The organism is Stenotrophomonas sp. 99219_Sma (genome assembly GCF_056480785.1).
Genome location: NZ_CM151117.1, coordinates 1,285,051 through 1,309,160, shown reverse-complemented (window position 1 = coordinate 1,309,160; position 24,110 = coordinate 1,285,051). Strand labels below are relative to the sequence as shown.

23 protein-coding genes are annotated in these 24,110 nt (G+C 67.3%); 6 read left to right on the top strand and 17 right to left on the bottom strand.

Annotated elements, in window-relative coordinates:
• Positions 1-159: 159 nt before the first annotated feature.
• Positions 160-1,803 (top strand): catalase, encoded by a 1,644-nt coding sequence (locus ACZK13_RS05970; protein WP_049399631.1) that lies wholly within the window; start codon positions 160-162, stop codon positions 1,801-1,803.
• Between the two features lie 108 nt (positions 1,804-1,911).
• Positions 1,912-2,514, top strand: coding sequence for a DUF937 domain-containing protein (locus ACZK13_RS05965; protein ID WP_049424483.1), 603 nt, complete (start codon positions 1,912-1,914; stop codon positions 2,512-2,514).
• 72 nt (positions 2,515-2,586) lie between these two features.
• Here ACZK13_RS05965 and ACZK13_RS05960 read toward each other — a convergent pair whose 3' ends face one another.
• The 3 genes from ACZK13_RS05960 to ACZK13_RS05950 form a co-directional block, all read right to left on the bottom strand.
• A complete protein-coding gene (locus ACZK13_RS05960; RefSeq protein WP_032127549.1) occupies positions 2,587-3,774 on the bottom strand; it encodes a glycoside hydrolase family 5 protein in 1,188 nt (395 codons plus the stop codon).
• Between the two features lie 113 nt (positions 3,775-3,887).
• Positions 3,888-4,295, bottom strand: a complete 408-nt coding sequence (locus tag ACZK13_RS05955; RefSeq protein WP_005408603.1) for an RNA-binding S4 domain-containing protein — start codon at positions 4,293-4,295, stop codon at positions 3,888-3,890.
• A gap of 9 nt (positions 4,296-4,304) precedes the next feature.
• A complete protein-coding gene (locus tag ACZK13_RS05950; RefSeq protein ID WP_125894513.1) occupies positions 4,305-4,544 on the bottom strand; it encodes a hypothetical protein in 240 nt (79 codons plus the stop codon).
• Positions 4,545-4,606: 62 nt separating this feature from the next.
• On the opposite strand from ACZK13_RS05950, the gene ACZK13_RS05945 reads away from it, so the two are divergent.
• Positions 4,607-6,067 carry an MATE family efflux transporter gene (locus ACZK13_RS05945; protein WP_049399635.1) on the top strand — a complete coding sequence of 487 codons (1,461 nt, stop codon included), beginning with the start codon at positions 4,607-4,609 and terminating at the stop codon, positions 6,065-6,067.
• Between the two features lie 177 nt (positions 6,068-6,244).
• Here ACZK13_RS05945 and ACZK13_RS05940 read toward each other — a convergent pair whose 3' ends face one another.
• The 9 genes from ACZK13_RS05940 to ACZK13_RS05900 form a co-directional block, all read right to left on the bottom strand.
• Positions 6,245-6,652: a DUF1801 domain-containing protein gene (locus ACZK13_RS05940; protein ID WP_478482354.1), complete on the bottom strand. Its 408-nt coding sequence runs from the start codon at positions 6,650-6,652 to the stop codon at positions 6,245-6,247.
• Between the two features lie 38 nt (positions 6,653-6,690).
• On the bottom strand, positions 6,691-7,125 hold the full coding sequence (locus ACZK13_RS05935; RefSeq protein WP_478482353.1) for a DUF1801 domain-containing protein: 435 nt from the start codon (positions 7,123-7,125) through the stop codon (positions 6,691-6,693).
• Positions 7,126-7,204: 79 nt separating this feature from the next.
• A complete protein-coding gene (locus ACZK13_RS05930; RefSeq protein WP_049462347.1) occupies positions 7,205-7,585 on the bottom strand; it encodes a DUF6404 family protein in 381 nt (126 codons plus the stop codon).
• An 82-nt stretch (positions 7,586-7,667) separates the two neighbouring features.
• A complete protein-coding gene (gene rplS / locus ACZK13_RS05925; RefSeq protein ID WP_005408597.1) occupies positions 7,668-8,069 on the bottom strand; it encodes a 50S ribosomal protein L19 in 402 nt (133 codons plus the stop codon).
• A gap of 154 nt (positions 8,070-8,223) precedes the next feature.
• Positions 8,224-8,982, bottom strand: a complete 759-nt coding sequence (trmD, locus tag ACZK13_RS05920) for a tRNA (guanosine(37)-N1)-methyltransferase TrmD (RefSeq protein WP_088025178.1) — start codon at positions 8,980-8,982, stop codon at positions 8,224-8,226.
• Positions 8,983-8,990: 8 nt separating this feature from the next.
• Positions 8,991-9,503, bottom strand: a complete 513-nt coding sequence (gene rimM / locus ACZK13_RS05915) for a ribosome maturation factor RimM (protein WP_010483256.1) — start codon at positions 9,501-9,503, stop codon at positions 8,991-8,993.
• A gap of 44 nt (positions 9,504-9,547) precedes the next feature.
• Entirely contained in the window at positions 9,548-9,808 is a 261-nt protein-coding gene (rpsP, locus tag ACZK13_RS05910; RefSeq protein ID WP_005415733.1) for a 30S ribosomal protein S16, read from the bottom strand.
• Positions 9,809-9,939: 131 nt separating this feature from the next.
• Positions 9,940-10,722 (bottom strand): aminotransferase class IV family protein, encoded by a 783-nt coding sequence (locus ACZK13_RS05905; RefSeq protein ID WP_478482352.1) that lies wholly within the window; start codon positions 10,720-10,722, stop codon positions 9,940-9,942.
• Positions 10,719-11,801, bottom strand: a complete 1,083-nt coding sequence (locus tag ACZK13_RS05900) for an NAD(P)H-dependent flavin oxidoreductase (RefSeq protein WP_049424473.1) — start codon at positions 11,799-11,801, stop codon at positions 10,719-10,721. The genes ACZK13_RS05905 and ACZK13_RS05900 overlap by 4 nt, the downstream gene beginning before the upstream one ends.
• A gap of 338 nt (positions 11,802-12,139) precedes the next feature.
• Here ACZK13_RS05900 and ACZK13_RS05895 point away from each other — a divergent pair, with 338 nt between their 5' ends.
• Positions 12,140-13,102, top strand: coding sequence for an IS110 family transposase (locus ACZK13_RS05895; RefSeq protein WP_478482351.1), 963 nt, complete (start codon positions 12,140-12,142; stop codon positions 13,100-13,102).
• 49 nt (positions 13,103-13,151) lie between these two features.
• On the opposite strand, the gene ffh is transcribed toward ACZK13_RS05895, so the two are convergent.
• Positions 13,152-14,528, bottom strand: a complete 1,377-nt coding sequence (gene ffh, locus ACZK13_RS05890) for a signal recognition particle protein (RefSeq protein WP_005408591.1) — start codon at positions 14,526-14,528, stop codon at positions 13,152-13,154.
• Between the two features lie 122 nt (positions 14,529-14,650).
• Between ffh and ACZK13_RS05885 the strand changes: the two genes are divergently transcribed.
• The gene (locus ACZK13_RS05885; protein WP_121503900.1) at positions 14,651-15,445 is read left to right on the top strand and encodes a cytochrome c biogenesis protein CcsA; all 795 of its coding nucleotides are present in this window, start codon (positions 14,651-14,653) and stop codon (positions 15,443-15,445) included.
• Between the two features lie 90 nt (positions 15,446-15,535).
• On the opposite strand, the gene ACZK13_RS05880 is transcribed toward ACZK13_RS05885, so the two are convergent.
• The 4 genes from ACZK13_RS05880 to radA all read right to left on the bottom strand — a co-directional run bounded on the left by ACZK13_RS05880 (position 15,536) and on the right by radA (position 21,825).
• On the bottom strand, positions 15,536-16,000 hold the full coding sequence (locus tag ACZK13_RS05880) for a YqhG/Tai3 family protein (protein WP_121503901.1): 465 nt from the start codon (positions 15,998-16,000) through the stop codon (positions 15,536-15,538).
• A gap of 92 nt (positions 16,001-16,092) precedes the next feature.
• Entirely contained in the window at positions 16,093-18,399 is a 2,307-nt protein-coding gene (locus ACZK13_RS05875) for a tetratricopeptide repeat protein (RefSeq protein ID WP_478482350.1), read from the bottom strand.
• A 48-nt stretch (positions 18,400-18,447) separates the two neighbouring features.
• Positions 18,448-20,304, bottom strand: a complete 1,857-nt coding sequence (locus ACZK13_RS05870) for an ATP-binding protein (RefSeq protein WP_478482349.1) — start codon at positions 20,302-20,304, stop codon at positions 18,448-18,450.
• 144 nt (positions 20,305-20,448) lie between these two features.
• Entirely contained in the window at positions 20,449-21,825 is a 1,377-nt protein-coding gene (radA, locus tag ACZK13_RS05865; protein WP_014646395.1) for a DNA repair protein RadA, read from the bottom strand.
• A gap of 149 nt (positions 21,826-21,974) precedes the next feature.
• Here radA and ACZK13_RS05860 point away from each other — a divergent pair, with 149 nt between their 5' ends.
• Complete coding sequence (locus ACZK13_RS05860) at positions 21,975-24,035, top strand: putative bifunctional diguanylate cyclase/phosphodiesterase (RefSeq protein ID WP_125894539.1); 2,061 nt, start codon at positions 21,975-21,977, stop codon at positions 24,033-24,035.
• Positions 24,036-24,110: the final 75 nt, after the last annotated feature.

Here is a 24,110-nt window from a genome sequence, read left to right as displayed (position 1 = left end):
GGGAGGCCTGTTGAAAGACTGTGCAAATCCGATTCTGCGTTTCAATTGACAGAATCTATCAACCTGAATGGATCATTCGATTATTCATTTCATCTGGCCATAGCTAAAGTCGAGTGAAGATGTTTCTCCCACGTCTTCACCGCCACCAGGAGCCAGCCGATGAGCCAGTCCGACAACAACAACGCCAAGTGCCCGTATCACACCGCCCCGTCGCCGGAGCAGGGCGCCGAGCAGCAGCGCGAGCTGAGCACCACGCCCAAGCAGAAGCACGGCGATGATCCGGTCACGCCGATGACCACGGCCTTCGGCGCACCGGTGGTGGACAACCAGAACAGCAAGACCGCCGGCCCGCGTGGCCCGCTGCTGATGGAAGACGTGTGGCTGCTGGAAAAGCTGGCCAACCTCAACCGCGAGATCATTCCCGAGCGCCGCATGCATGCCAAGGGCTCGGGCGCGTTCGGCACCTTCACCGTCACCCACGACATCAGCAAGTACACCCGCGCCAAGCTGTTCGAGAAGGTCGGCAAGCAGACCGAGATGTTCGCCCGCTTCACCACGGTGGCCGGCGAGCGTGGCGCCGCCGACGCCGAACGTGACATCCGCGGCTTCGCGCTGAAGTTCTACACCGAAGAAGGCAACTGGGACCTGGTCGGCAACAACACCCCGGTGTTCTTCCTGCGCGACCCGCGCAAGTTCGCCGACCTCAACAAGGCCGTGAAGCGCGACCCGCACACCAACCTGCGCAGCGCGCGCAACAACTGGGATTTCTGGACGCTGCTGCCCGAAGCCCTGCTGCAGGTGACCGTGGTGATGAGCGACCGCGGCATTCCGCGCAGCTTCCGCCACATGCACGGTTTCGGCTCGCACACCTACAGCTTCACCAACGCCGACAGCGAACGCTTCTGGGTGAAGTTCCACTTCGTCAGCCAGCAGGGCATCGAATCGCTGACCGACGCGCAAGCGCAGATCCTGGTCGGCCATGACCGCGAAAGCCACGGCCGCGACCTGTTCGCCGCGATCGAGAAGGGCGACTTCCCGAAGTGGAAGCTGTTCATCCAGGTCATGCCGGAGCTGGACGCGGAAACCTACCGCGTGCATCCGTTCGACCTGACCAAGGTGTGGCCGAAGAGCGACTACCCGCTGATCGAAGTGGGCCAGTTCGAACTGAACCGCAACCCGGTCAACTGGTACCAGGACGTGGAGCAGTCGGCGTTCGCACCGAGCAACCTGGTGCCGGGCATCGGCCCGTCGCCGGACAAGATGCTGCAGGCGCGCCTGTTCGCCTATTCCGATGCGCAGCGCTACCGCCTGGGCGTGAACCATCACCAGATTCCGGTGAACGCAGCGCGCTGCCCGGTGCACAGCAACCACCGCGACGGTGCGATGCGCGTGGACGGCAACTACGGCGGTCTGCCGCACTACGAACCGAACAGCTACGGCCAGTGGCAGGAACAGCCGCAGTACCGCGAACCGCCGATGAAGATCCGCGGCGACGCCGACTTCTGGAATTTCCGTGAGGACGACGCCGACTACTTCAGCCAGCCCGGTGCGCTGTTCCGCAGCTACAACCAGGCACAGAAGGACCGCCTGTTCGCCAACACCGCCCGCGCCCTGGGCGATGCGCCGGACTTCATCAAGCAGCGCCACATCGACAACTGCAGCAAGGCCGACCCGGCCTACGGTGCCGGTGTTGCCGCGGCGCTGAAGGCGCTGGCCAGCCAGCCGTCGGATCCGTTCAAGCCGGCGCAGCCGGAAGCGGACTTCCCCACCGCCACCCCGGGCGCTGAAGACATCGAGCTCTGATCGCCCTTCCCCGTGAACGGCACGCCGCCTCCCCGTGAGGCGGCGTCGCCGTTTTAACGGTCCGCGTCGTACCTTCTGCACGCCCAACCCCAATCAAGGATTCCGCAGATGAGCCTGACCGATGAACTTCTCGCCAAATTGCAGGGCGCCCCGCTGCAGCAGGTGTCGCAGCAGCTCGGCATCAGCGATACCCAGGCTTCCGGCGCGATCAGTGCCGCGCTGCCGGTGCTGATGGGCGCGCTGGGCAACAACGCCTCGCAGCCGCAGGGCGCGCAGGCCCTGCTCGGCGCCTTGCAGAACAACCACAGCGGCCTGGACCTGGGCAGCGTGCTCGGCTCGGTACTGGGTGGTGGTGGCGGTGGTGCCGCCAGCGACGGTGCCGGCATCCTCGGCCACATCTTCGGCGGCAGCCAGCAGAAGGTGGAGACCGGCCTGGCCCAGGCCACCCAGCTCGACAGCGGCCGCACCAGCCAGCTGCTGCAGATTCTTGCCCCGATCGTGATGGCCTTCCTCGCCCAGCGTCTCGGCGGCGGCCAGGCCGATGCCGGCTCGCTCAGCCAGGCCCTGGGCCAGGAAAAGCAGCAGGTGCAGCAACAGGGCGGTCTTGCCGGTGGCCTGCTCGGCAGCCTGCTGGACCAGGATGGTGATGGTCAGCTGGGCGTGGGCGATCTGCTCAAGCTGGGCGGCAATCTGCTCGGCGGCAAGCGCTGAGGGAAAGCCTGGCCGGACATGGGCCGGCGCTACCGGCATCGCCATGGGTAGCGCCGGGCCATGCCCGGCGGCTTACCGGTTGCCCGCCTTCAAACGCTGCAGGATCGGTGCGAACAGGGGCGCCTGCATCGAACGCGGCGGCTCGACATGGCCGCCCTTTTCCTGCGCCTGCCAGTACGACCACGGCAGCGGCTTGTCGCCCAGTTCGTAGTCCATGCCGTCCCAGCCATCCTCGCGGAAGGCGTAGAAGGCCCAGTGCACCTTGTCCTGCTCCAGCACCTGCAGCACATCCTGCAGGTAGCGGCTGCAGTCCGGCCACCGCCGCATGCAGCCGAATTCGGCCACCACCATGCGGTTGGCACCGACGCCATGCGAGGCGGCCCACGTCATCGGCTGCTGCAGGTAACGGCGTACACGCGCCGCATCCCAATGCTCGCTGCCTGCACCGAACGGCACCTGCGCCGGATAGCGCCAGGGTTTGGCACGCGTCTGGTTCGGTGCACTGGTTGCTGCATACGGCTCGTACATGTGCACGCTGTACAGCAGCTTCGAATCCGCCAGCGGTGCCGGCCAGTAGTTGAAACCGTCGGCGGCGGCATACCAGCCCGCATCCAGCATCAGCGGCATCGCGGTGTCGACCTCGCGGATGCTGGCGATCAGTTCCGAGTAGAAGCGGCGCAGATCGCGTGGGCCGTCCTGCACACCGGCATACCACCGCTGCATCGCCTCAGTGGACGCATGCTCGGCCAGGCCTGCACCGTACTCGGGCACCGGCTCATTGATGAGGTTGTAGGCGGCCAAGGCAGGATGACCCTTCAGCGCCGTGGCCAGGTCATGCCAGAAGCGACGGGCCGGCACATGGTTGTCGAAGGACTGCCACAGGCGCTGGTCGACCACATCGCCGTTGTGCTGCTTCCAGCGCAGCAACGGCAGCGACAGCGGCGTCAGCACCACTTTCAGTCCGGCCGCATCGGCGTCATCCAGCACCCGCCGCAGCGTGGCCAGGTCGGCCGGAACCAGTCCGCGATAGTCATCGGCGTTGCCGATCAGGAAGTCACGACCGCCCTGCCCCTTCCACTTGTCCGGCACCAGCCGCACCCAGGTCGCACCGGTCGCACGCAGCGCCTCGAAGTATTTCCGGTCCGGAGGCGACATGTTCATGCTGTTGCCACCGCGTTGCGGAACGTCCCAGAAGGTGATGTCGGCAGCGTGCAGTGGCGCAGCAGCAAGCAGGGACAGGCATAACAGCAGACGACGCATGGGCAGGCCTTCGATAGGTGAAAAACCAGCCTGCCCAGCGCAATCCGAACGTACCGTGACCGGCGCCTTGTTTCGCACCGCGATAGGAACAATCCGTTGGAATCAGGATTTCGCTAGAGCGCGTCGATGTCACCCAAGGCCCGGATCAAACGCCGCGCGCGCTTGTCCGGCTTGTGTTCCGGCGGCTGGAAACCATCGCGTGCCGCGATGCGCAGTGCACGCTGTTCGGCACGGCGCGCCTTCGAAGCCTCGCTCTCGGCGTACAGCTGCTGTGCCGTTGGCGCCGGCCCGCGCTGGTCGCTCAGGCCCAGCACCTGGATCTCGAAATGCTCCTCGCCGCGGTCGACCTGCAGCTGCTCACCCACGCGCACCGCGCGCGAGGACTTCGGGCGCTGCCCGGCCACGCTGACCTTGCCGGTCTCGATGGCCTGCTTGGCCAGGCTGCGGGTCTTGAAGAAACGGGCCGCCCACAGCCAGATGTCCAGGCGGACACTGGGCGACAGCGGGGAAAGCTCGGTCATCGGCAGGGACTACTCCGTTCGCTTGTTCAGGGGACGCGGGTTGTCGGGGTCGGTGCGGCAGCCGCTGCCCCCGATCAGGGTGGGAACGCCGGCGGAAAGATCCTGGCGCTGGCTGCCGACCAGGCACTCGGCGCGGTCGGTTGGCCGCACCTGGGTATCGCCCAGCCGGTCACTTGTCGAACATGCGGCCAGCGCGGCGCCGATCAAGGCCAGCGCCAGCCTTCGCTTCACCTGCAGTCGTTGATGCATTGCCACATCCTGCAAACCGGCTTGGTGCTAGTGTGCGCCTCCCGGGATTCGATCACCACTCCATGGCCAAAGCGCCGCTTGACCTGACCTCCGGCCCGATCGGCCGCAATCTCCTGTTGTTTTCCCTGCCGATCCTGGCCGGCAACATCGCGCAGTCGCTGAACGGTTCGGTGAATGCGGTCTGGGTCGGGCGCTTCCTCGGCGAGGCGGCACTGACCGCCACCGCGAACGCCAACAACATCATGTTCTTCCTGATCGGCTCGGTGTTCGGCTTCGGCATGGCCTCGACCATCCTGATCGGCCAGGCGATCGGTGCGCGCGACATCGCGCAGGCACGGCGCGTGGTCGGTACCAGCGCCACCTTCTTCATCGGCCTGTCGGTGATCATCGCCATCGCCGGCTGGTTCATGGCCCATCCGCTGCTGGCGGCGATGGGCACGCCGGCCGCCTCGCTGCCGCTGGCCGAGGCCTACCTGCAGATCATCTTCCTGGCGATGCCGACGCTGTACGCGTTCGCCTTCCTCACCGCCGCGCTGCGCGGTGCCGGTGATTCACGCACGCCGTTCCGTTTCCTGATGGTGTCGGTGGCGCTGGACATCGTGCTGAACCCGGTGCTGATCTTCGGCATGGGGCCGTTCCCGGCGCTGGGCATTGCCGGTTCGGCCTGGGCCACGCTGGTCGCGCAGACGCTGTCGCTGGCCGGCCTGCTGCTGTACATGCGGCACAAGCGCCACACCCTGTGGCTGGGCCGCGCCGACATGCGCCTGTTCAAGCTCGACCTGACCATCCTCAAGGCGCTGGTCATCAAGGGCGTGCCGATGGGCCTGCAGATGGTGCTGATCTCGCTGTCGGTGATCCTGCTGATGACCATGGTCAACCAGTACGGCACCGACACCGGCGCCGGTTACGGCGCTGCCCTGCAGCTGTGGAACTACCTGCAGATGCCGGCCATGGCGATCGGTGCGGCGTGCTCGTCGATGGCCGCGCAGAACGTCGGTGCGCAGCGCTGGGATCGCGTGCGTGGCACTGCGCGCCAGGGCGTGCTGTTCAACTTCCTGTTGACCGGCGCGCTGATCCTGCCGCTGGTGGTGTTTGATCGCCAGCTGCTGGCACTGTTCCTGCCACCGGCCAGCCAGGCGCTGGACATCGCCCGCCATCTCAACCACGTGGTGATCGGCTCGTTCCTGTTCTTCGGCGTCAGCTTCGTGATCTCCGGCGTGGTGCGCTCCACCGGCGCGGTGATTCCGCCGCTGCTGATCCTGGCCGGCTCGCTGTGGGGCGTACGCGTCCCGTTCGCCGAACTGCTGCAGCCGTACTGGGGCGCCGATGCGATCTGGTGGAGCTTCCCGGTCAGCTCGCTGGTGTCGATGCTGCTGTCGCTGGCGTATTACCGCTGGGGTGGCTGGCGCAAGGCGAAGATGATGGGCAAGCCCTCGCACGCCGAAGAACTGGCCACGCCGTCGGAGATTCCGGCCTGCCCGCCGTCGCCGGTGGCAGACCCGGATGCCGCGCCACTGCGGTAGTGCCGGCCGCTGGCCGGCAACCTCAAACCCCTCCGGGGGCATCGCAAAACAGCCGGCCAGCGGCCGGCTCTACCGCTTCTTCTTCGCCGCCGGTCATTACCACGGTAGTGCCGGCCGCTGGCCGGCAATTTCAAACCTCTGCGGAAGCATCGTGCAACAGCCGGCCAGCGGCCGGCTCTACCGTTTCTTCTTCACCGCGTTGAACGTGGCCGCCGCGCGCAGCAGTGCCTTCAACGCGGCGGCATCCGGCATCGCGCCTTCATGGATGTCGATCGCACGTCGCGTGTTGCCGTCCAGGCTGGCGTTGAACAGACCCTTCGGATCGGCCAACGCCGCACCGTTGGCAAAGGTCAGCTTCACCGCCTGTTTGTAGGTTTCGCCGGTGCACAGGATGCCGTTGTGCTCCCACACCGGTGTACCGCGCCACTTCCAGGTTTCCTGCACGTCCGGCAGCGCCTCATGGATCAAGGCACGCACGCGTGCCAGCGCCTCGCCACGCCAGTCGCCCAGCTCGGCGATGCGTGCATCGATCAGTTCAGCGGCCGGGGTTCCGGCATCGGCAGGGTTCGGTGCATGCGTGGCCATCAGCGGTTCTCGTCGGCAGGGAGATCGGAACGATGCACTTACATGCGCTCGCCGGGCAATGCCGCGGCCTGGCGCACCCAGTCGAGGAACTGCGCCTCATCCAACGCACCCTCCTGCTGGATGTGCAGGTAGCGCGTATCAGCACTCTTCGACGGCTCCGGCGGCACCGGCTTCAGCGCAGCGCCGCGGAAGAACGCCACCTTGATGTAGCGGGTGAAGCAGTGGAAGCTGAGAAACCAGCCTTCGCCCGGCGCAACCGCATACATCGGCGAATTCCACTTCACTGCCTTGTGCACACCGGGTACAGCCTGTTCGATCAGCGCGTCCAGCTGTGCTCCGATCGGCCGCTTCCAGTCCGGCATCCCCGCGATATAGGCCTGCACCGGCGCATCGCCCTCGCCCTTGGCGATCTGCGGGTTGCCGCCTGACAACAGCGCGGGCGCGGTGGAAGGTGCGGTTCGCTTGGCAGGCATCGCACAGCACGTCCATCGGGATGAAACCGCAGCCTAGCGCGGCCTGTCCCCAACGGTCACGGCGCAGTGCGCCATCGGCTCAGTCCGCTTGCCGCGCCCGGAACTGCTGCCAGTCCGGCAGCTTGCGGTGGCGGCGCAGCGAACGCATCAGCGCCGCCATCACAATGCCGAACAGCGCACCGGCCACCAGGCCGGCCGCCAGCAGCAGGGCCAGCGGGCGCTCACTGCCCTGCCACAGCATCAGCCACATCAGCGCGGTCCAGAACAGCCCGAACAGCAGGCCCTGCACCAGCGCATTGGTGCCGAAGCCGGCCAGGATCGGCGGTGGCAGTGCGATGCCCATGCGCCACAGAAGGCGATGCAGCAGCGGTGCCGACTGCACGCGCGCCAGCCCTTTTCCGTCGAGGAAGCGCAGCGCCGACTGGATCACGGCGGGATAGCGCGGGTTGATGTCGTTCATCCCCTGATCGTGGCCGAAGCGATGCCGGAAACGCAAACGGCCACCCGAAGGTGGCCGTCGCGGCAACAACCGAAGTTGTTTATCAGGCCTTTTCGGCCAGACGGGCAGCCTTGGCGGCAGCAGCGGCAGCCAGGTCTTCCTTGATGCGGGCAGCCTTGCCTTCCAGGCCACGCAGGTAGTACAGCTTGCCGGCGCGGACCTTACCACGACGCTTCACTTCGACCGAGTCGATGATGGCGCTGTGGGTCTGGAAAACGCGCTCGACGCCGTAGCCGTGCGAGATCTTGCGGACGGTGAACGAGGAGTTCAGGCCGGCGTTCTTGGTGGCGATGACAACGCCTTCGTAGGCCTGCACGCGCTCGCGGCTGCCTTCCTTCACCTTCACGTTGACGACAACGGTGTCGCCCTGGCTGAACTTCGGCAGTTCACGGGTGATCTGGGCGGATTCGAATTCCGCGACGATGGACTTGTTCAGCTTGCTCATGGGTTACACCGATTCTTGTTCGGGTGGGCGTGTCGTATCGACAACGTAGGCTCATGCAGTCACCGGACTGTGCTGCACGTTTGTTTTGGGTACTGCGCGCGCCGGCCGGGGCCGACGGGAATTGGCCATGATAGCCGATAACGCCAGCCCTGCGCTAGGGGCTGGCCTTGTGTTTCTGGGCCTGACGGCCCTGCTCCAGCAGCTTGCGGTCGGCCTTGCCCAGCGCCTGTTCATCCAGCAGGTCCGGGCGCCGCTGGGCGGTACGGACCAGCGACTGCTGGCGGCGCCAGGCCGCGATGGCCGCGTGGTTGCCCGAGCGCAGCACGTCCGGCACGTCACCCAGCGGGTGCTGGGCCGGCTGGCTGTAATGCGGGCAGTCGAGCAGGCCGAGGTCGCCCTCGAAGCTGTCCTGCGCCGCCGATTCCGCGTCGTTCAGGGCACCGTCCTGCAGGCGGGCCACGGCGTCGATGATCACCGCCGCGCCCAGCTCGCCACCGGACAGCACGTAGTCGCCGAGGGAAATCTCCTCGTCGACATTGGCCTCCAGGAAACGCTCGTCGATGCCTTCGTAGCGGCCACAGAGCAGGACCATGCGCGGCAGCGCCGCCAGTTCCCGCACCTTGGCCTGGGTCAACGGCGCCCCCTGCGGGCTGAGGTAGATCACCCGCGCCGGGGTCGGATCAGCATCACGGATCGCCTGCAGGCAGGCCTGCAGCGGCTCGATCAGCATCACCATGCCCGGGCCACCACCGAACGGACGGTCGTCCACCCGGCGGTAGTTGCCTTCGGCGTAATCACGGGGATTCCAGCCATGCAGGCTGAACAGGCCCTTCTCCTGCGCGCGCCCGACCACGCCCAGTCCAGCGGACTGGGCGAGGAACTCGGGGAACAGGGTGATGACGTCGAAACGCATGCTCACACTCAGAACTCGGGATCCCAGTCGACCACGACCAGGTTGGCCTCGAAGTCGACCGACTTGACGAAGTCCGGCTGCACGAACGGAATCATCCGTTCGCGGTCACCACGGACCACCACCACGTCGTTGGCGCCGGTGCTGAACAGGTGCGAGACCTGGCCCAGGGCAACGCCCTCGGTGGTCTTCACGTCCAGGCCTTCCAGGTCCACCCAGTAATACTCATCGGGCTTCGGCGGCGGCAACGCACTGCGGGCCACGTAGATCTCGGTGCCGTGCATCGCTTCAACGGTATCGCGGTCCTCGACGCCGGGGAAACGGGCGACCAGGTGCTTGCCGCTGTCGCGGCCGCGTACACCTTCAATCGTGGTTTCCACGCCGGACGGGCTGCGCACGATCCACGGCTGGTAACGGAAAATGGCGGAACGTGGCTCGGTCCAGGACTCGAGCTTGATCTCGCCGCGCACACCAAAAGCGCCGACAACCCTGCCCAGCAGGATGCGGCGCTCGATATCTTTCATCTGCTTCAACCAAGAGGGCCACGCCGAAGCGTGGCCCGTCAGGATCAGGCCGCAGCGGCCTGGGACTTGGTCGCTTCCTTGATCAGGTTGCGGACCTTGTCGGTCGGCTGGGCGCCGTTCTTGACCCAATGGTCAACGCGGGCCAGGTCCAGCTCGATGCGCTTCTCGGCGCCCTGGGCGACCGGGTTGTAGAAGCCAACGCGCTCGATGTTGCGGCCGTCGCGCGCGCTGCGCACGTCGGTGACGATGATGTGGTAGAACGGACGCTTCTTGGCGCCGCCGCGGGTCAGTCGAATCTTGACCATGGTGTTTTTCCTATTGCCCAGTCGCCAGGATGGCGAGGTAAGCGGGCGATTATAGCGGCAGAGCCCGGCCGAGCCAACCCCGGGGTGAATCCGCCTTCACGGCAGCGCCGGGCCATGCCCGGCGGGGGTTTTCACCCCAATCTGTCCCAAGCCGCCGCCGCCAGCACTGCCCTGCCCTGTTCAGCCAGTGCCTGCGAACCCGGCAGGACATGCCCGTCGATGGCGTCCAGCGCCCATAGGCCGCTGGCGTTGCAGGCAAAAGCGGCCTTCACGCTATCCAGTTCAGCCAATGCCAACGGCCGCGTCAGCTGTGCCCCCTGCCAATGCTGCTTCAACAACGTCTCGGCAGTACCGCGCAGGGCCGGCGCCTGTGGCCAGAGCAGGCGCTCACCATCGTGCACGGCCAGGTTCCAGGTGCTGCCTTCACTCATCACGCCATCAGCGGTCACGAACAGCACATCGTCGAACCCTTCCGCCATCGCCGCACGGCGCTCGGCAAACAGGCCGAAGGTGCCGACGTGCTTGATCTGCGGCAGTTCGCGCTGCCACACCACGCTGCGCACCCGCTTCGGTGCGGTCAGCGCCACCGGCGCGGACACCGCCACCAGCACGTCCACCGGTACGGCCGCCAGCGGATTGCGGAAATCGAAGCGGCGCGAGTACACCGTCACCCGCAGCGAGGCATCGGCCAGGCCAGCCTGCTGCAGCGCCTGCGCCATCCAGCCCTGCACCTGCGCCGCATCCAGTTCGCTGCCGAACAGTTCGCGCGTGGCCTGCGACAGCCGCGCCAGATGCAGGTCCAGTCCCTGCACGGCGTGACCGCGCACCTGCAGCGAGGTGAAGTGGCCATAGTTGACCAGCGCAGGCAGCAGATCCTCCACCTGCACCGGTTGGCCGTTGCAGGTCACCGTCATCGCAGCAGCGCCTGCGCCTGTTCCCACATGCCGCGCAATACGTCGGCGGCCGGCTGTGCCGGGGCCATCCACGCCGACTGCCCGGCCCAGGCCTGCATCGCTGCCAGACGATTTTCCTGCACGGCCTGCCTGCGCATCGGCGCGGTCAGGCCGCGCTGCACCGGGTACGGGCGTGGCGCCGGTGCGCCTTCCGCAGCGGCGGCGCGCACATAGGGTGTCGCCAGGCCACGGCCCAGGCGGCCGCTGAAGGCGCGGGTCGGCCAGGTATCTTCGGGTTCGCTGGCCGCCAATCCATCGGCCCACGCTGAAGCGATCGCCGCTTCGGGCGTGCGCAGGAAGGCAGTGCCGATCTGCACGGCACTGGCCCCCAGGGTGAGTGCGGCAGCAATGCCACGGCCATCGGCGATGCCACCGGCGGCGATCACCGGAATCTGCAGGTGATCGGCCAGGCGCGGCAACAACGCAAACAGGCCGACCAACTGACGCTCGGCCATCGCCGGATCGAACGCGCCGCGATGGCCACCGGCTTCCACGCCCTGTGCCACCACCGCGTCGGCACCGGCGTCCTGTGCCGCACGCGCTTCGGACAAGGTGGTCGCACAGGCGATCCAGGCAATGCCGGCATCCTTCAACTGCTGTACGTGGCGCGGCAGCAGCACGCCCATGATGGTCGAGGCCACCGCCGGGCGCGCCGCCAGCAGTGCGGCGAACTGTTCTTCGAAGTCGGCGGGCGTGGCATCGGCGGCGCTGGCCGGCACGTCCGGACCCCACTGCGCGAGGAAGGCGCGGCTGGCGGCTTCAGCGGCGACATCACGGGTCGGTGCCGGGTCCGGCACCCACAGGTTCACCTGTGCGGGGCCCGTCGAGGCAGCGCGGAAGTCATCCATCCAGTGGCCGATATCGGCCGATGACGACAGCACTGCGCCCATCGCCCCCATGCTGCCGGCATTGGCCAGCGCAGCCGACAACGGCACCGGGCAGGCGCCGGCCATCGGGGCCAGCAGGATCGGAACGGATACGCCAAAGCGCCGGCAGAACGCCTCGACGCGGGAAGATACAGATACAGCGGAACTCTGCATGACGGCCCATCGTTTCGGACAGGCCCCCATGGTGCGCGCAGGACAGGGGTGGCGTCGAGCTTGCTCGACTCTACCTCGACCCAGGCACCGGCAGAAAAGTAGTCGAGCATGGCTTGTATGTTCCTCCCGGCTCCTACGCGGTATGTAGGAGCCAGGGTGGAGGGACCGTCAAGCATGCATCTGCGGATACTAGCCGACAGACGAGTCGAGCGATCCCCATCCCGCACACGAACGTCGATAAAGGATCGTACGGCCCCCAAAGGGGATCGTCGATGTAGGCAAGCTAACGTCGGTGCGGTACCACCCCAGCCCCTTAAAGATAGCTGGGAGCCGTACAAATGTCTGATTCTCTCGATATTGGCGTGGACGTGGACTCCAAGGAGTTCGTACCGGCAGTGGCCGACCGCAAGGCCGGCGACAGGATCGCCAACACCCGGGCCGGCATAGCCCAGTGGCTCAACACCTTGCCCCAGCGATGCCGGATTGGCATGGAGGCGACGGGGCGGTACTACGAGTTGTTGGCTCGGATGGCTGGCCAGGCAGGCCACGTTGTCTATGTGATCAATCCACGTCTGATCAAGCACTACGGCCGGGCGACGGGCTCGCGTGGCAAGACGGACGCCATGGACGCCGAAGCGATCGCCCGGTACGTGAAGAAGGAGAACGATCGCCTGCGTGAATACGTACCGCGTACCGACGAGCAGCAGCAGATGCACGATTTGCTGCGCAAGCGGCAGACGCTGGTAAAGACACGCGCGCGCCTGGAGCAATCCTTCGGGGTAAGCAAAAGTGCCCCCGGGGAGCTGTCAGATCTGTTCTGCGCTCTGGCTGGGACGCTGTCCGAGCTGGAAAGCGAACTGCAGCGCTTGGGTCGCGATGGAGAGCATGGCACGCTCTACAAGCGCCTGTTGACCATCCCTGGTGTCGGCCCTGCCGTCGCCGCTCACCTGATCTACTACATGACGCGCTGGCCGTTGGCCAACGCCAACGCGTGGATCGCCTGCACCGGCCTGGATCCCCGGCCTAACGAGTCTGGCGGCAGAACGGGACGGCGTCGGCTGTCCAAACAGGGCGCGCCAGTGCTGCGCCAGATGCTCTACATGGCCGCAATGGGGCTCAAGCGGTGTCGCCGGGGGCAACCGCTCTACGACGAGCTGTCAAAACGCGGTCACCCCAGCACCGCCGTCTTCAACATCCTAGCCAGAAAGCTGGCCAGGATCGCCTGGGGTGTCTTCAAAAGCGGCCAGGACTTCGATCCGGCCATGCTGAAGGTGGGTCAAGCCTGCTTCCAGCAGGCTTGACCGCGAACATAGGATCTCGACTCTACAAAAAAAGCCGGTGTTCAACGCATCAACGGAACGGCATGCCGCGGCCGCCCATGGCACCCATCATGCCCTTCATGCTGCGCAACATGCCCTTCATGCCGCCGCCGGCCATCTTGCTCATCATCTTTTCCATCTGCATGTACTGCTTCATCAGCTTGTTGACGTCGGCGGGGGTCACGCCCGAGCCCTTGGCGATGCGCGCGCGGCGCGAGCCGTTGAGCAGGTTCGGGTTGCGCCGTTCCTTCTTGGTCATCGAGCTGATGATGGCGATCATGCGCGGCACTTCCTTGCCCTGGCTGACCTGCTGCTTCAGATGGTCGGGGATGTTGCCCAGGCCCGGCAGCTTGTCCATCAGGCCGCCGATGCCGCCCATGTTCTGCATCTGCTCCAGCTGGTCACGCATGTCGTTCAGGTCGAACTTCTTGCCCTTGGCGACCTTCTCGGCCAGCTTGGCGGCCTTGTCCTTGTCGACCTGCTGCTCGACCTGCTCGACCAGCGACAGCACGTCGCCCATGTCGAGGATGCGGCTGGCGATACGGTCCGGGTGGAATACGTCCAGGCCCTCCGGCTTCTCGCTGACACCGACGAACTTGATCGGCTTGCCGGTGATGTAGCGCACGCTCAGCGCGGCACCGCCACGGGCGTCACCGTCGGTCTTGGTCAGCACCACGCCGGTCAGCGGCAGGGCGTCGCCGAAGGCCTTGGCGGTGTTGGCCGCGTCCTGGCCGGTCATGGCGTCGACCACGAACAGGGTTTCGGCCGGATTCACCGCCGCGTGCAGGGCCTTGATCTCGGCCATCATTGCTTCGTCGATGGCCAGGCGGCCGGCGGTATCGACCAGCAGCACGTCGACGAACGACTTGCGCGCATCGTCGATGGCGGCGCGGACGATGGCTTCCGGCTTCTGGTCGGCGCTGGACGGGAAGAACAGCACGCCGACCTGCTCGGCCAGGGTCTTCAGCTGCTCGATCGCGGCCGGACGGTAGACGTCGGCCGAGACCACCATCACCTTCTTCTTGCGCTTTTCCTTCAGGTGCTTGGCCAGCTTGCCCACCGTGGTGGTCTTGCCGGCGCCCTGCAGGCCCGCCATCAGGATGATGGCCGGAGCGGGCACATTGAGGTTCAGGTCGCTGGCTTCGGCGCCCATCACCGCGGTCAGCTCGTCGCGCACGACCTTGATCAGGGCCTGGCCCGGGGTCAGCGACTTCAGCACTTCCTGGCCGACCGCGCGCACCTTGATGCGCTCGATCAGGGCCTGCACCACCGGCAGCGCAACGTCGGCTTCGAGCAGCGCGATGCGGACCTCACGGGTGGCCTCGCGGATGTTCTCCTCGGTCAGGCGGCCGCGGCCACGCAGGCGCTCGATGGTGCCGGAAAGGCGCTGGGTCAGTGACTCGAACATGCGGCGCAACCTGTCTGAAAGCGGGGGACAATAAGGCAGACAGTATAACGGGTCCGCTCCCCTCCCCGGACTGCGACCACAGGGCCGTCGCCACCACCGCAGGGGTATGCGAAACTGCAACGATGTTAATCGTTCTCATCGCCGCCCTGCTCTACCTGGCCGCCAGCGCCCTGCTGGTGCGTGCGCTTGGCCGCGATGGAAGCACCGGCTCCCCCGCCTGGCTGTGGCCCGCCCTGCCGGCGATGCTGCTGCACGGCGGCTACCACGTGATGGTGGCGATGCGCACCAACGGCGGGCCGGACATGCACTTCTTCGCTGCGCTGTCGCTGGTCGGCCTGGGCATGGCCTGGCTGACCTCGCTGGTCGGTGCGCGCGGGCGCATGTCGGCACTGGGCGTGGTGGTGTTCCCGCTGGCCGCGGTACTGCTGCTGGCTTACCACGGCTACGGCCACGAACCGAGCAAGGTGCTGGGCTGGCGCCTGGCCAGCCACGCCTGGCTGGCGCTGCTGGCCTACGCCACGCTGAGCATCGCCGCGCTGCTGGCGATCATGCTGTGGCTGCAGGAACGCGCCCTGCGCCGCCGCGAGTTCCGGCCGTGGCTGCGCGCCCTGCCGCCGCTGGCGGATCTGGAATCGCTGCTGTTCCGGGTGATCACCGTCGGCTTCGCGCTGCTGACCCTGACCCTGGTCACCGGCGTGTTGTTCGTCGACGACCTGCTGGCGCAGAAGCTGGTGCACAAGACCGTGCTGAGCGTGCTGTCGTGGATCGTGTTCGGCGTGCTGCTGATCGGCCGTCGCCGCTACGGCTGGCGCGGCATGAAGGCGGTGCACTGGACGCTGGCGGCAATGCTGTTGCTGCTGCTGGCCTTCTTCGGCAGCCAGTTCGTGATCGAACTGGTGTTCGGGCATTCGCGATAGCGGTGTGCCGGCCAACGGTCGGCACCCACCCGGGTAGTGCCGGCCGCTGGCCGGCAACAGGACCGCACCCTGCGTGGATGCCGCAGACGGTCAAGGCAGCGGCTGGGCCAGGATCTTCCGTACCGAGCGACCGCTGTTGGTGAGGATGTCATCCACCTGCCAGCAGCCCTGCCCCTGGCGCACCATCGGCAACCGGGTCACGTAGGCCTTCTTCCATACCGAATAGCGCATCTCGACCTGGCCGGACGTCGCCGAGACCTCTTTCCAGATGTAGCGCACCGGACTCTCGATGTCGCCATCCTGCGCATCCAGCCACGGGTCCGAATCGATGGTGCAGATGCCTTCCTCGCGCGTCTGGCAGGCGCGCTCGCCACGCAGGGCCTTGCCGAAGGCCGGGCTGACCAGCGCCGGCGGCGATTCCAGCAGATCGCCATTGCCGGTGGTTGCCTCGTAGAAGGCACGGGCGACAGCCACTGGTTCCTGGCAGGCCGGTGCGGCCTGCACGGCGGGGGCCAGCAGCAGCCCGGCGATCATGAACATCCCTGTCTTCCGCATGTATTTCTCCTTGAGGTAGTGCCGGCCGCTGGCCGGCAACACAGAATATCCCGGCGCTGCCGGCCAGCGGCCGGCACTACCCGATACCCGGCTTACAAGCCGTAACGCTCGATCACGTCCAGGTGCGGCTGGCGATCCTGGTCGCAGGCTTCGGCCAGCCGCAGCCAGCAATGCGGATGCTGCCACTTCGCGGTTTCCTGCTGCAGGAAGCGGTGCAGCGCCAGCGGTGCATGGTCCTGCGGCTGGGCGACGGTGAACAGCAGGCCCGGCAGCGTGCCCTCCTCCTCGTCCGGATCGGTCACGGTGTAGTCCGGGCGGCTGTGCGACCACACCTGCCAGCCCTGCGCCTCGGCCGCTGCGACAAAGGCATCCCACGCATCTTCGCCCGGGTGCGCGCCGTCGATCAGCCAGCTGCGGGCGAAGCCGCCGCGCTCCAGCACATGCACCTGCGCATAGGTCGGGATGAAATGCTCGCGCGCTTCCTCCTCCTCCGGCGCCGGGTGCACCAGCGCAGCATCGAACACCACCCAGTCGCCTACCTGCTGGGCACGGTTGGCCGGTGCGTTCTCGACGATACGTGCGGTGACCGGGCCACTGCGGCGCGCGTAGTACTCCATCGGCTCGCCGTTCTCTTCGCTGCGGATGATCACCCAGCCCCACGGCTCCTCGACCACGCCGTCCTGGCTGGACAGCTCCATGCCGATCGCCGCCGCCGAGCGGCGCACCGCATCCCAGTCGCGTGCCGCGCTGGCCGCGCTCATGTGGTCCCAGTGTGCGGCGTTGGGTTCTTCCAGCAGCTCCACCAGCTGCGCATAGCAGGCCTGCGCCTCGCTGAAGCGACCGGTTTCCATGTACATCCGCGCCAGCGTACCGCGTGCGCCATGCGAGCCCGGCGAGGCCGCCAGCAGCGCCTGCGCGGCCTGCTCCAGTGCCGGCCAGTCGGACACGCGACGGGCGCGCTGCACCTCGCACCAGTGCGCGAACACCGGCACGCTGCCGCGATAGGCATCAGCCAGCTGGCGCAGGCCTTCGTCGTCGCCCTGCTCGGTCAGCCAGCGCATCAGCGTGTAGGCGGCCGGGCCATCATCCTGCGTGTGTGCGCGCACGAAGCGCCACAGCAATGCGCGCGCTTCCGTCTGCGCCCCACAGGCGCTCAGCGCGGAGGCAGCCATCTCGGCCAGCGCCTCGTCATCTGGCAGCTGCGCCTGTGCCTGCAGCAGCCACTGCGCCTCACGTTCGGGATCGCGCGACTGATTCTGCTCTCCCTGTTCGTTCAGCCAAACCAGTAGTTCAGCGGCTGGCACCGGCAGCGGCGCCACATCCGGCAATGCATCGATGCGTGCCGCCAGGCCGGCCACCAGCGCAGCCGCACCCCGGTCCTGGCGCAGCTGTGCCAGATGGGTACGCGCCAGTTCCAGCTGGCGCAGCGCCACCCAGCGTGCGCCACGCTGCAGGGCCAGCTCCAGGCTCAGCGCAGCGACTTCGATCAGCAGGCGGTGCGAGCCAACCTCGGCAAAGTGTTCGATGATGGTGTTGAAGCGCGTACCCAGGTCCCAGGTATTGCGTGCGGGATCACGCCGGCACAGCGCTGCGGCGGTGTTCGCCCACAGCCGCCAGTAGGTAGGCGTCAGCTCGCTCCACGGCACCAGCTGCTGCAGGGCCTCTTCGTCGCGGTCCAGCTGCGCCAGCGCCCACGCCTTGGACAGGCGGCGCGGCACCGTGCAGTTGGCCGGCTCGTACTCGCCGGACGCCGCCACTTCGGCCTCGCGCTTCTCGATCAGCAGCAGCGCTTCTTCGGCGCGGCCCATGCCCAGCAGGATCTTGATCTGCATCTCCGGGAAGCTGTCGAACACTTCCTTGCCGCAGGCCTCGATCGCGTCGGACTGCACCTGCAGGTAATCCAGTGCCTCCTGGCCGCGGCCATCATCAAGCAGTGCATCGGCCTTCTCGCAGCTCAGGCACTGGAAGCAGGCCCAGCTCGGGGCAATGCGGCCCAGCGTCTCGTCGCACACCTCGATGCGCTCCGGCACCCAGCCGGGGCCATCGATGTTGCCGTAGCAGGCGGCAAGATCCTGGGTCACGCAGATCGACTGCGGGCATTCCAGGGTGTCCTCGCGATGCGCACGCTCGAACAGCGCCACGGCTTCGCCCAGCGCGCTCTCGCCTTCGACGCGGTTGCCGACGCGGTTGCGCAGCGCCCAGTGGCCGACGTAGACGTCGACCCACGGGTTGCCCAGCGCCTTGCCCAGCGCTCGCGCTTCGGGTAGCAGCGCGTCAACGCGGTCGACACGCAGTTCGCTCACCTCGTCGGCGAGGCGATTCAGCAGGTGCGCATTCTGCGCCTGGCCGGCCTGGCGCAGGTCACCCTGCAGTTTTTCGACCCAGTTCCAGATGTCCATGGGGTAAGTACTCCTGTCTAGCGAAGGCTGGATGAGAGGATGCGGTGCTCAGCGCAGCATCTGCTGCAGGGCACCGGCGATATCGGTGAAGGCGCCGTTGAGATCCGGGCCGGGCGTGGCGGTCGCGCGGGCCAGTGGACGGCCCTGCGCGGCGACGATGATTTTCAGTGAGCGCAGCAGGCGCGCTGCGGCTTCGGCCTGCGGGTGGCCCTCGCGCTGGGCGCGCAGCAGCGCCTGCACCGCGGGGTTGTCGAGGTTGAGGTACAACCGCGATGGCGCACGCGATTCGATGCGCGCGGTGAACTGACGCGCCAGCCGCAGCGCCGCCATTGAAACGCGCTTGTCGTTCTCATCGTCTTCCAGGCGCTGCTTCAGTTCGGCTTCGCGATCGGGCACCACCACCACCGGCAGCGACTCGGGACTGAAGCGTGCCGGCAGCAATTGTTCGCCGTCACCCAGCTGCTCGCGCAGCCACGCCAGCTGCGCCTCGTCGAGGCTGTCATCGCTGCGGAACAGCGCGCGGTTGCCCTGCTCGGTCCCCAGCTCGACCAGGCGCAGGCCCTTGGCCTGGGCCCAGCGCCGCAGGAACGGCACCACCGCATAGCGATGGCCATGCGCGACCGGCACGCCCATCGCACGGAACAGCATTTCCTCGAAGCCGCCACCGTTGTCGAGGATCACATGCACGGCACCGCGTGCGGGCAGCGCACTGGCCGGCAGGTCACCCTGCGAAGTCGGCACGCGCACGTGTTCCAGCAGCAGGTCGAACAGGCGGTCATCGCACAGCGCCGCGCCCAGCAGGGCCTCGTTGTGGCGGCTCAATACGCGTCGCCACGCCTCTGGCTGCTGCCGCGCAACGTCGGCCAAGCCGTCGATCAGCGCCTCCAGCAACGCATGCTGCACGGCGCGGTACTGGTCATCGCGCTGCAGGTCTTCGCGGCTGGCGGTGGGCGTGAGCCGCGAGGATTCGATCACCCCGCCGATGAAGCCCGCCCACGGCGGCAGCAGGTCACGCGCATCGTCGTCCAGCAGCATGCCGCGCACGAACACCGACAGGTTGCGGTTGTCACTGGTGCCGTAGGTGGCGCCGTCCTGCACCCACAGCAGGCCGGTGGCATCGCTGTTGCCATCGGCACGCAGCGGCACGGTGACGATCGGCTCGAAATCATGTTCGAAACGCGCCGCGAACTGCAGCGCCTGGCGACGCGCCTGCACCGGATGCAAGGCCACATCGCCCTGGCCGCGCCACGGCGGCGGCTCGGGGTTGAGCGCCTCGGCCGCAGCACCGATGAAGATCGGCTCGGACAGCAGCGCGCAGTAGCGACCCAGCACTTCGTGCAGGCGCGCCTCGTTGGCCAGCGGCAGGAAGTCCGGATGCAGCTCCAGTTCCACCTCGGTGCCGACCGCGCGTGCCGGCACTTCGCTGACGGTGTACTGCTCGGCGTTGCTGGACACGTACAGATGGCCCAGTTCCGGCGTCTGGTACGAGGTGGTGCGCACGCTGACCCGGCGCGCCAGCACGAAGGCCGACAGGAAGCCGAGGCCGAACATGCCGATCAGGCCCTCATCGTCCTCGCCGCCCTGGCGCAGGCCGCGGGTGTAGCCGACGCCGACGGTGGCCAGGTAGTCATGGATCTCCTGGCGGGTCAGGCCGGCGCCGGTATCGATGATGCGCAGCACGCCGGCACCGGCATCGACCTGCACCGAAATGCGCGAAGGTACCTCGACGCCGGGCTGTTCGATGCGGCGGCGGATGATCGAGTCGTGCGCGTTCTGCACCAGCTCACGCAGCGCCACCACCGGGGTGGAATACAGGTGCTTGCCCAGCACCGTCATCAGTCCATTGAGATCGACCCCGGCGCGACGGATTTCGGCGTTGGGGGCGGTGAGCGCGGTGTCCTGCATGTAATCGTTTACTCCTGGGCACGGAAAGACGCCAGAGGGCGTCTTCGTCGAGCGGGAAAAACTAGCACAGGGAGGCTGACCGTTACCGTGTCGGCCGCCGTATTCCACGTGCGCGGTGGTGACGCCGGGCCATGCCCGGCGCGATCACGCCGCGTCGATGGCCTCGGACAGGCGCTCCACCGCAATCACTTCCATACCCTTCACCGAGCCGCCCTTGGGCGCATTGGCCTTGGGCACGATGGCGCGCTTGAAACCATGGGTGGCGGCCTCGCGCAGGCGGTCTTCGCCATTGGGTACCGGTCGGATCTCGCCGGACAGGCCAACCTCGCCAAACGCAATCGTCTTTTCCGCCAGCGGCCGGTCCTGCAGCGAGGACAGCACCGCCAGCAGCACCGGCAGGTCGGCAGCGGTCTCCTGCACGCGGATGCCACCGACCACGTTGACGAACACGTCCTGGTCGCCGACCAGCACGCCGCCGTGGCGATGCAGCACCGCCAGCAGCATGGCCAGCCGGTTCTGCTCCAGGCCGACCGCGACACGACGCGGGTTCGACAGCGGCGACGCATCGACCAGTGCCTGCACTTCCACCAGCAGCGGCCGGGTACCCTCGCGGGTGACCATCACGCAGCTGCCCGGCTGATGGGTGCTGCCACCGGACAGGAAGATCGCCGACGGATTGGAGACTTCCTTCAGGCCCTTGTCGCCCATCGCGAACACGCCCAGCTCGTTGACCGCACCGAAGCGGTTCTTGAACGCGCGCAGCAGGCGGAAGCGGCTGCCACTCTCGCCTTCGAAGTACAGCACCGCATCGACCATGTGTTCGAGCACGCGCGGGCCGGCGATACCGCCCTCCTTGGTCACGTGGCCGACCAGGAACACGGCGGTGCCGGTCTCCTTGGCGAAACGCACCAGCCGCGCCGCGCTCTCGCGCACCTGGCTGACCGAGCCGGGCGCGGCGGTCAGGCTCTCGGTCCACAGGGTCTGTACGGAGTCGGCCACGATCAGCCGCGGGCCGGCCTTGGACGCATGCTGCAGGATCGACTCGACGCCGGTCTCGGCCAGCGCGTTGACACCATCCAGCGGCAATTCCAGCCGGTGTGCGCGGCCGGCCACCTGGGCCAGCGACTCCTCGCCGGTGACGTACAGCACCGGCAGCTCGGCCGCCATCTTCGCCACCGCCTGCAGCAGCAGGGTCGACTTGCCGATGCCCGGGTCGCCACCAACCAGTACCACCGCGCCCTCGACCAGGCCACCGCCCAGCACGCGATCGAACTCGCCGATACCGGTCGAGACACGGCGATGCTCGGTCTGCTCCACGTCCTTCAGGGCGGTGATCTTCGGCGGGTCGATCTTGCCGGCCCAGCCGGCCCGGCGCGACGCCGGCGCCTTGGCCGCCGCCGCGCTCTCCAGCACGATTTCCGACAGCGAGTTCCAGGCGTTGCACTCGGTGCACTGGCCCTGCCACTTGCTGAATTCGGCGCCGCATTCATTGCAGACGTAGGCGGTGCGGGCTTTTGCCATCGGATGATTTCCAGCAACGGGAACAGGCGTGGCAGGATAGCCGAGCCGGGTCGCAGGTGCTGCGACCGCTCAAGTCCTGCCCACCCGCGCCGATAGCTGTCGCGGGCGTGCGCCTTGCGGGCGCCCCTCCCTCCCCCTCTGGATTCAACATGACTGGCAGTTACAGTCAGAGCCTGGTCGCCATCTCCCTGCTGGTGGCCATTCTTGCTTCGTACACGGCGCTGGACATGGCCGGCCGCCTGGCCACGGCCGAGGGCCGCGTGGCCCGCTGGTGGCTGGCCGGCGGCGCGGCGGCGATGGGCCTGGGTATCTGGTCGATGCATTTCATCGGCATGCTGGCCTTCGACCTGCCGATCCCGGTCGGCTACGACCTCGGCATCACCCTGTATTCGCTTGCAGTGTCGATCGGCGCTTCGGCCTATGCGCTGTGGCTGGTGTCGCGACCCAGCCTGCCCTGGCGACGACTGCTGGCCGGCGCCGTGCTGATGGGCCTGGGCATTGCCACCATGCACTACCTCGGCATGGCCGCGATGCGCATGCAGCCGGGTATCGACTATCACCCGGGCTGGTTCGCCGCCTCCATTGCAGTAGCCATCGGTGCCGCCGGCGCGGCGCTGTGGATCGCCTTCCGCCTGCGTTCCGAGCAGCGCCACACCACGCGCCTGCGCGCACTGGCCTCGCTGGTGATGGGCCTGGCCATCGTCGGCATGCATTACACCGGCATGGCCGCCGCACGCTTCCCCGAAGGCAGCATCTGCGGCGCGGTCGGCAGCGGCGGCATCGACACGCGCTGGCTGGCAGTGCTGGTGATCGTCACCACTGTAGCCACGCTGGGTATCGCCCTGGTCGCCTCGCTGTTCGATCGGCAGATGCGCGTGCGCACCGGGCTGCTGGCCGATTCACTGGCACACGCCAACGACAAGCTGATCCAGGCCGCCCTGCATGACCCGCTGACCCAGCTGCCCAACCGCATGCTGCTGCAGGACCGCATCGAGCAGGCCATCGAAAAGGCGCGCCGCCGCGGCCGCGCAGTGGCGGTGATGTTCTGCGACCTGGACGGCTTCAAGGCGGTCAACGATGCCTACGGCCACCAATTGGGCGACCGCCTGCTGGTGGCGGTGGCACAGCGCATCGGCGGCCTGCTGCGGCCGCAGGACACGTTCGCGCGCCTCGGCGGCGACGAGTTCGTGATCGTGCTGGCCATCGACACCCCGGACGATGCGGTGGTGGTGGCCGAACGCATCATCGCCGCTGCCGGCGAACCATTCACCCTGGATGCCGCCGAACTGCAGGTCAGCGCCAGTCTCGGCATCGCCCTGTACCCGGATGACGCCAGCAACGAGCGCGAACTGATGGCGCACGCCGATGCGGCGATGTACCACACCAAGGAAACCGGCCGGAACGGCTATACCTTCTTCACCCCGTCGATGCAGCTCAGCGCCAACCGCCAACTGCGCCTGCTGCAGGACCTGCGCAAGGCGATCGCGCGTGACGAGCTGCTGCTGCACTACCAGCCGAAGTTCCCGGCCGCTGGCGCACCAGCTACCGGCGCCGAGGCGCTGCTGCGCTGGCAGCACCCGGAACTGGGCCTGCTGGCGCCGGATGTGTTCATTCCCATCGCCGAGCGCAGTGGCCTGATCCTGCCGATCGGTGACTGGGTACTGGACCGTGCCTGTGCACAGCTGCGTGCATGGCACGAGGCCGGGCATACCGGATGGTCGATGGCGGTGAACCTGTCGCCGCTGCAGTTCTCCTCGCCGGCCCTGCTGGACAGCGTGCGCGAGGTGCTGCAGCGGCACCGGATCGAGCCGGCGCGGTTGACCCTGGAGATCACCGAGACCACGGCGATGAAGGATGTCGACGCCAGCCTGGCGATCCTCAACGACCTGACGGCGATGGGCGTGCATATCGCCATCGACGATTTCGGCACCGGCTACTCCAGCCTGCTGTACCTGAAGCGGATGCCGGCCACCGAACTGAAGATCGACCGCGCGTTCGTGCATGACCTGGAACGCAACGACGAAGACGCCGCCATCGTGTCGTCGATCATTGCGCTGGGACGCACCCTGCAGCTGCAGGTGGTGGCCGAAGGCGTGGAGACGCAGGCGCAGCGCGAATACCTGAGCGAACTGGGCTGCGACCAGCTGCAGGGCTATCACCTGGGCCGGCCTATGGATGCCGAAGAGTTCCTGCGCCGGGTGGCGGGGTAGAGCCGGCCGCCGGCCGGCTTCCCGCGATTGCCGGTCAGCGGCCGGCACTACCCATCCGCAGACAAACAAAAAGGC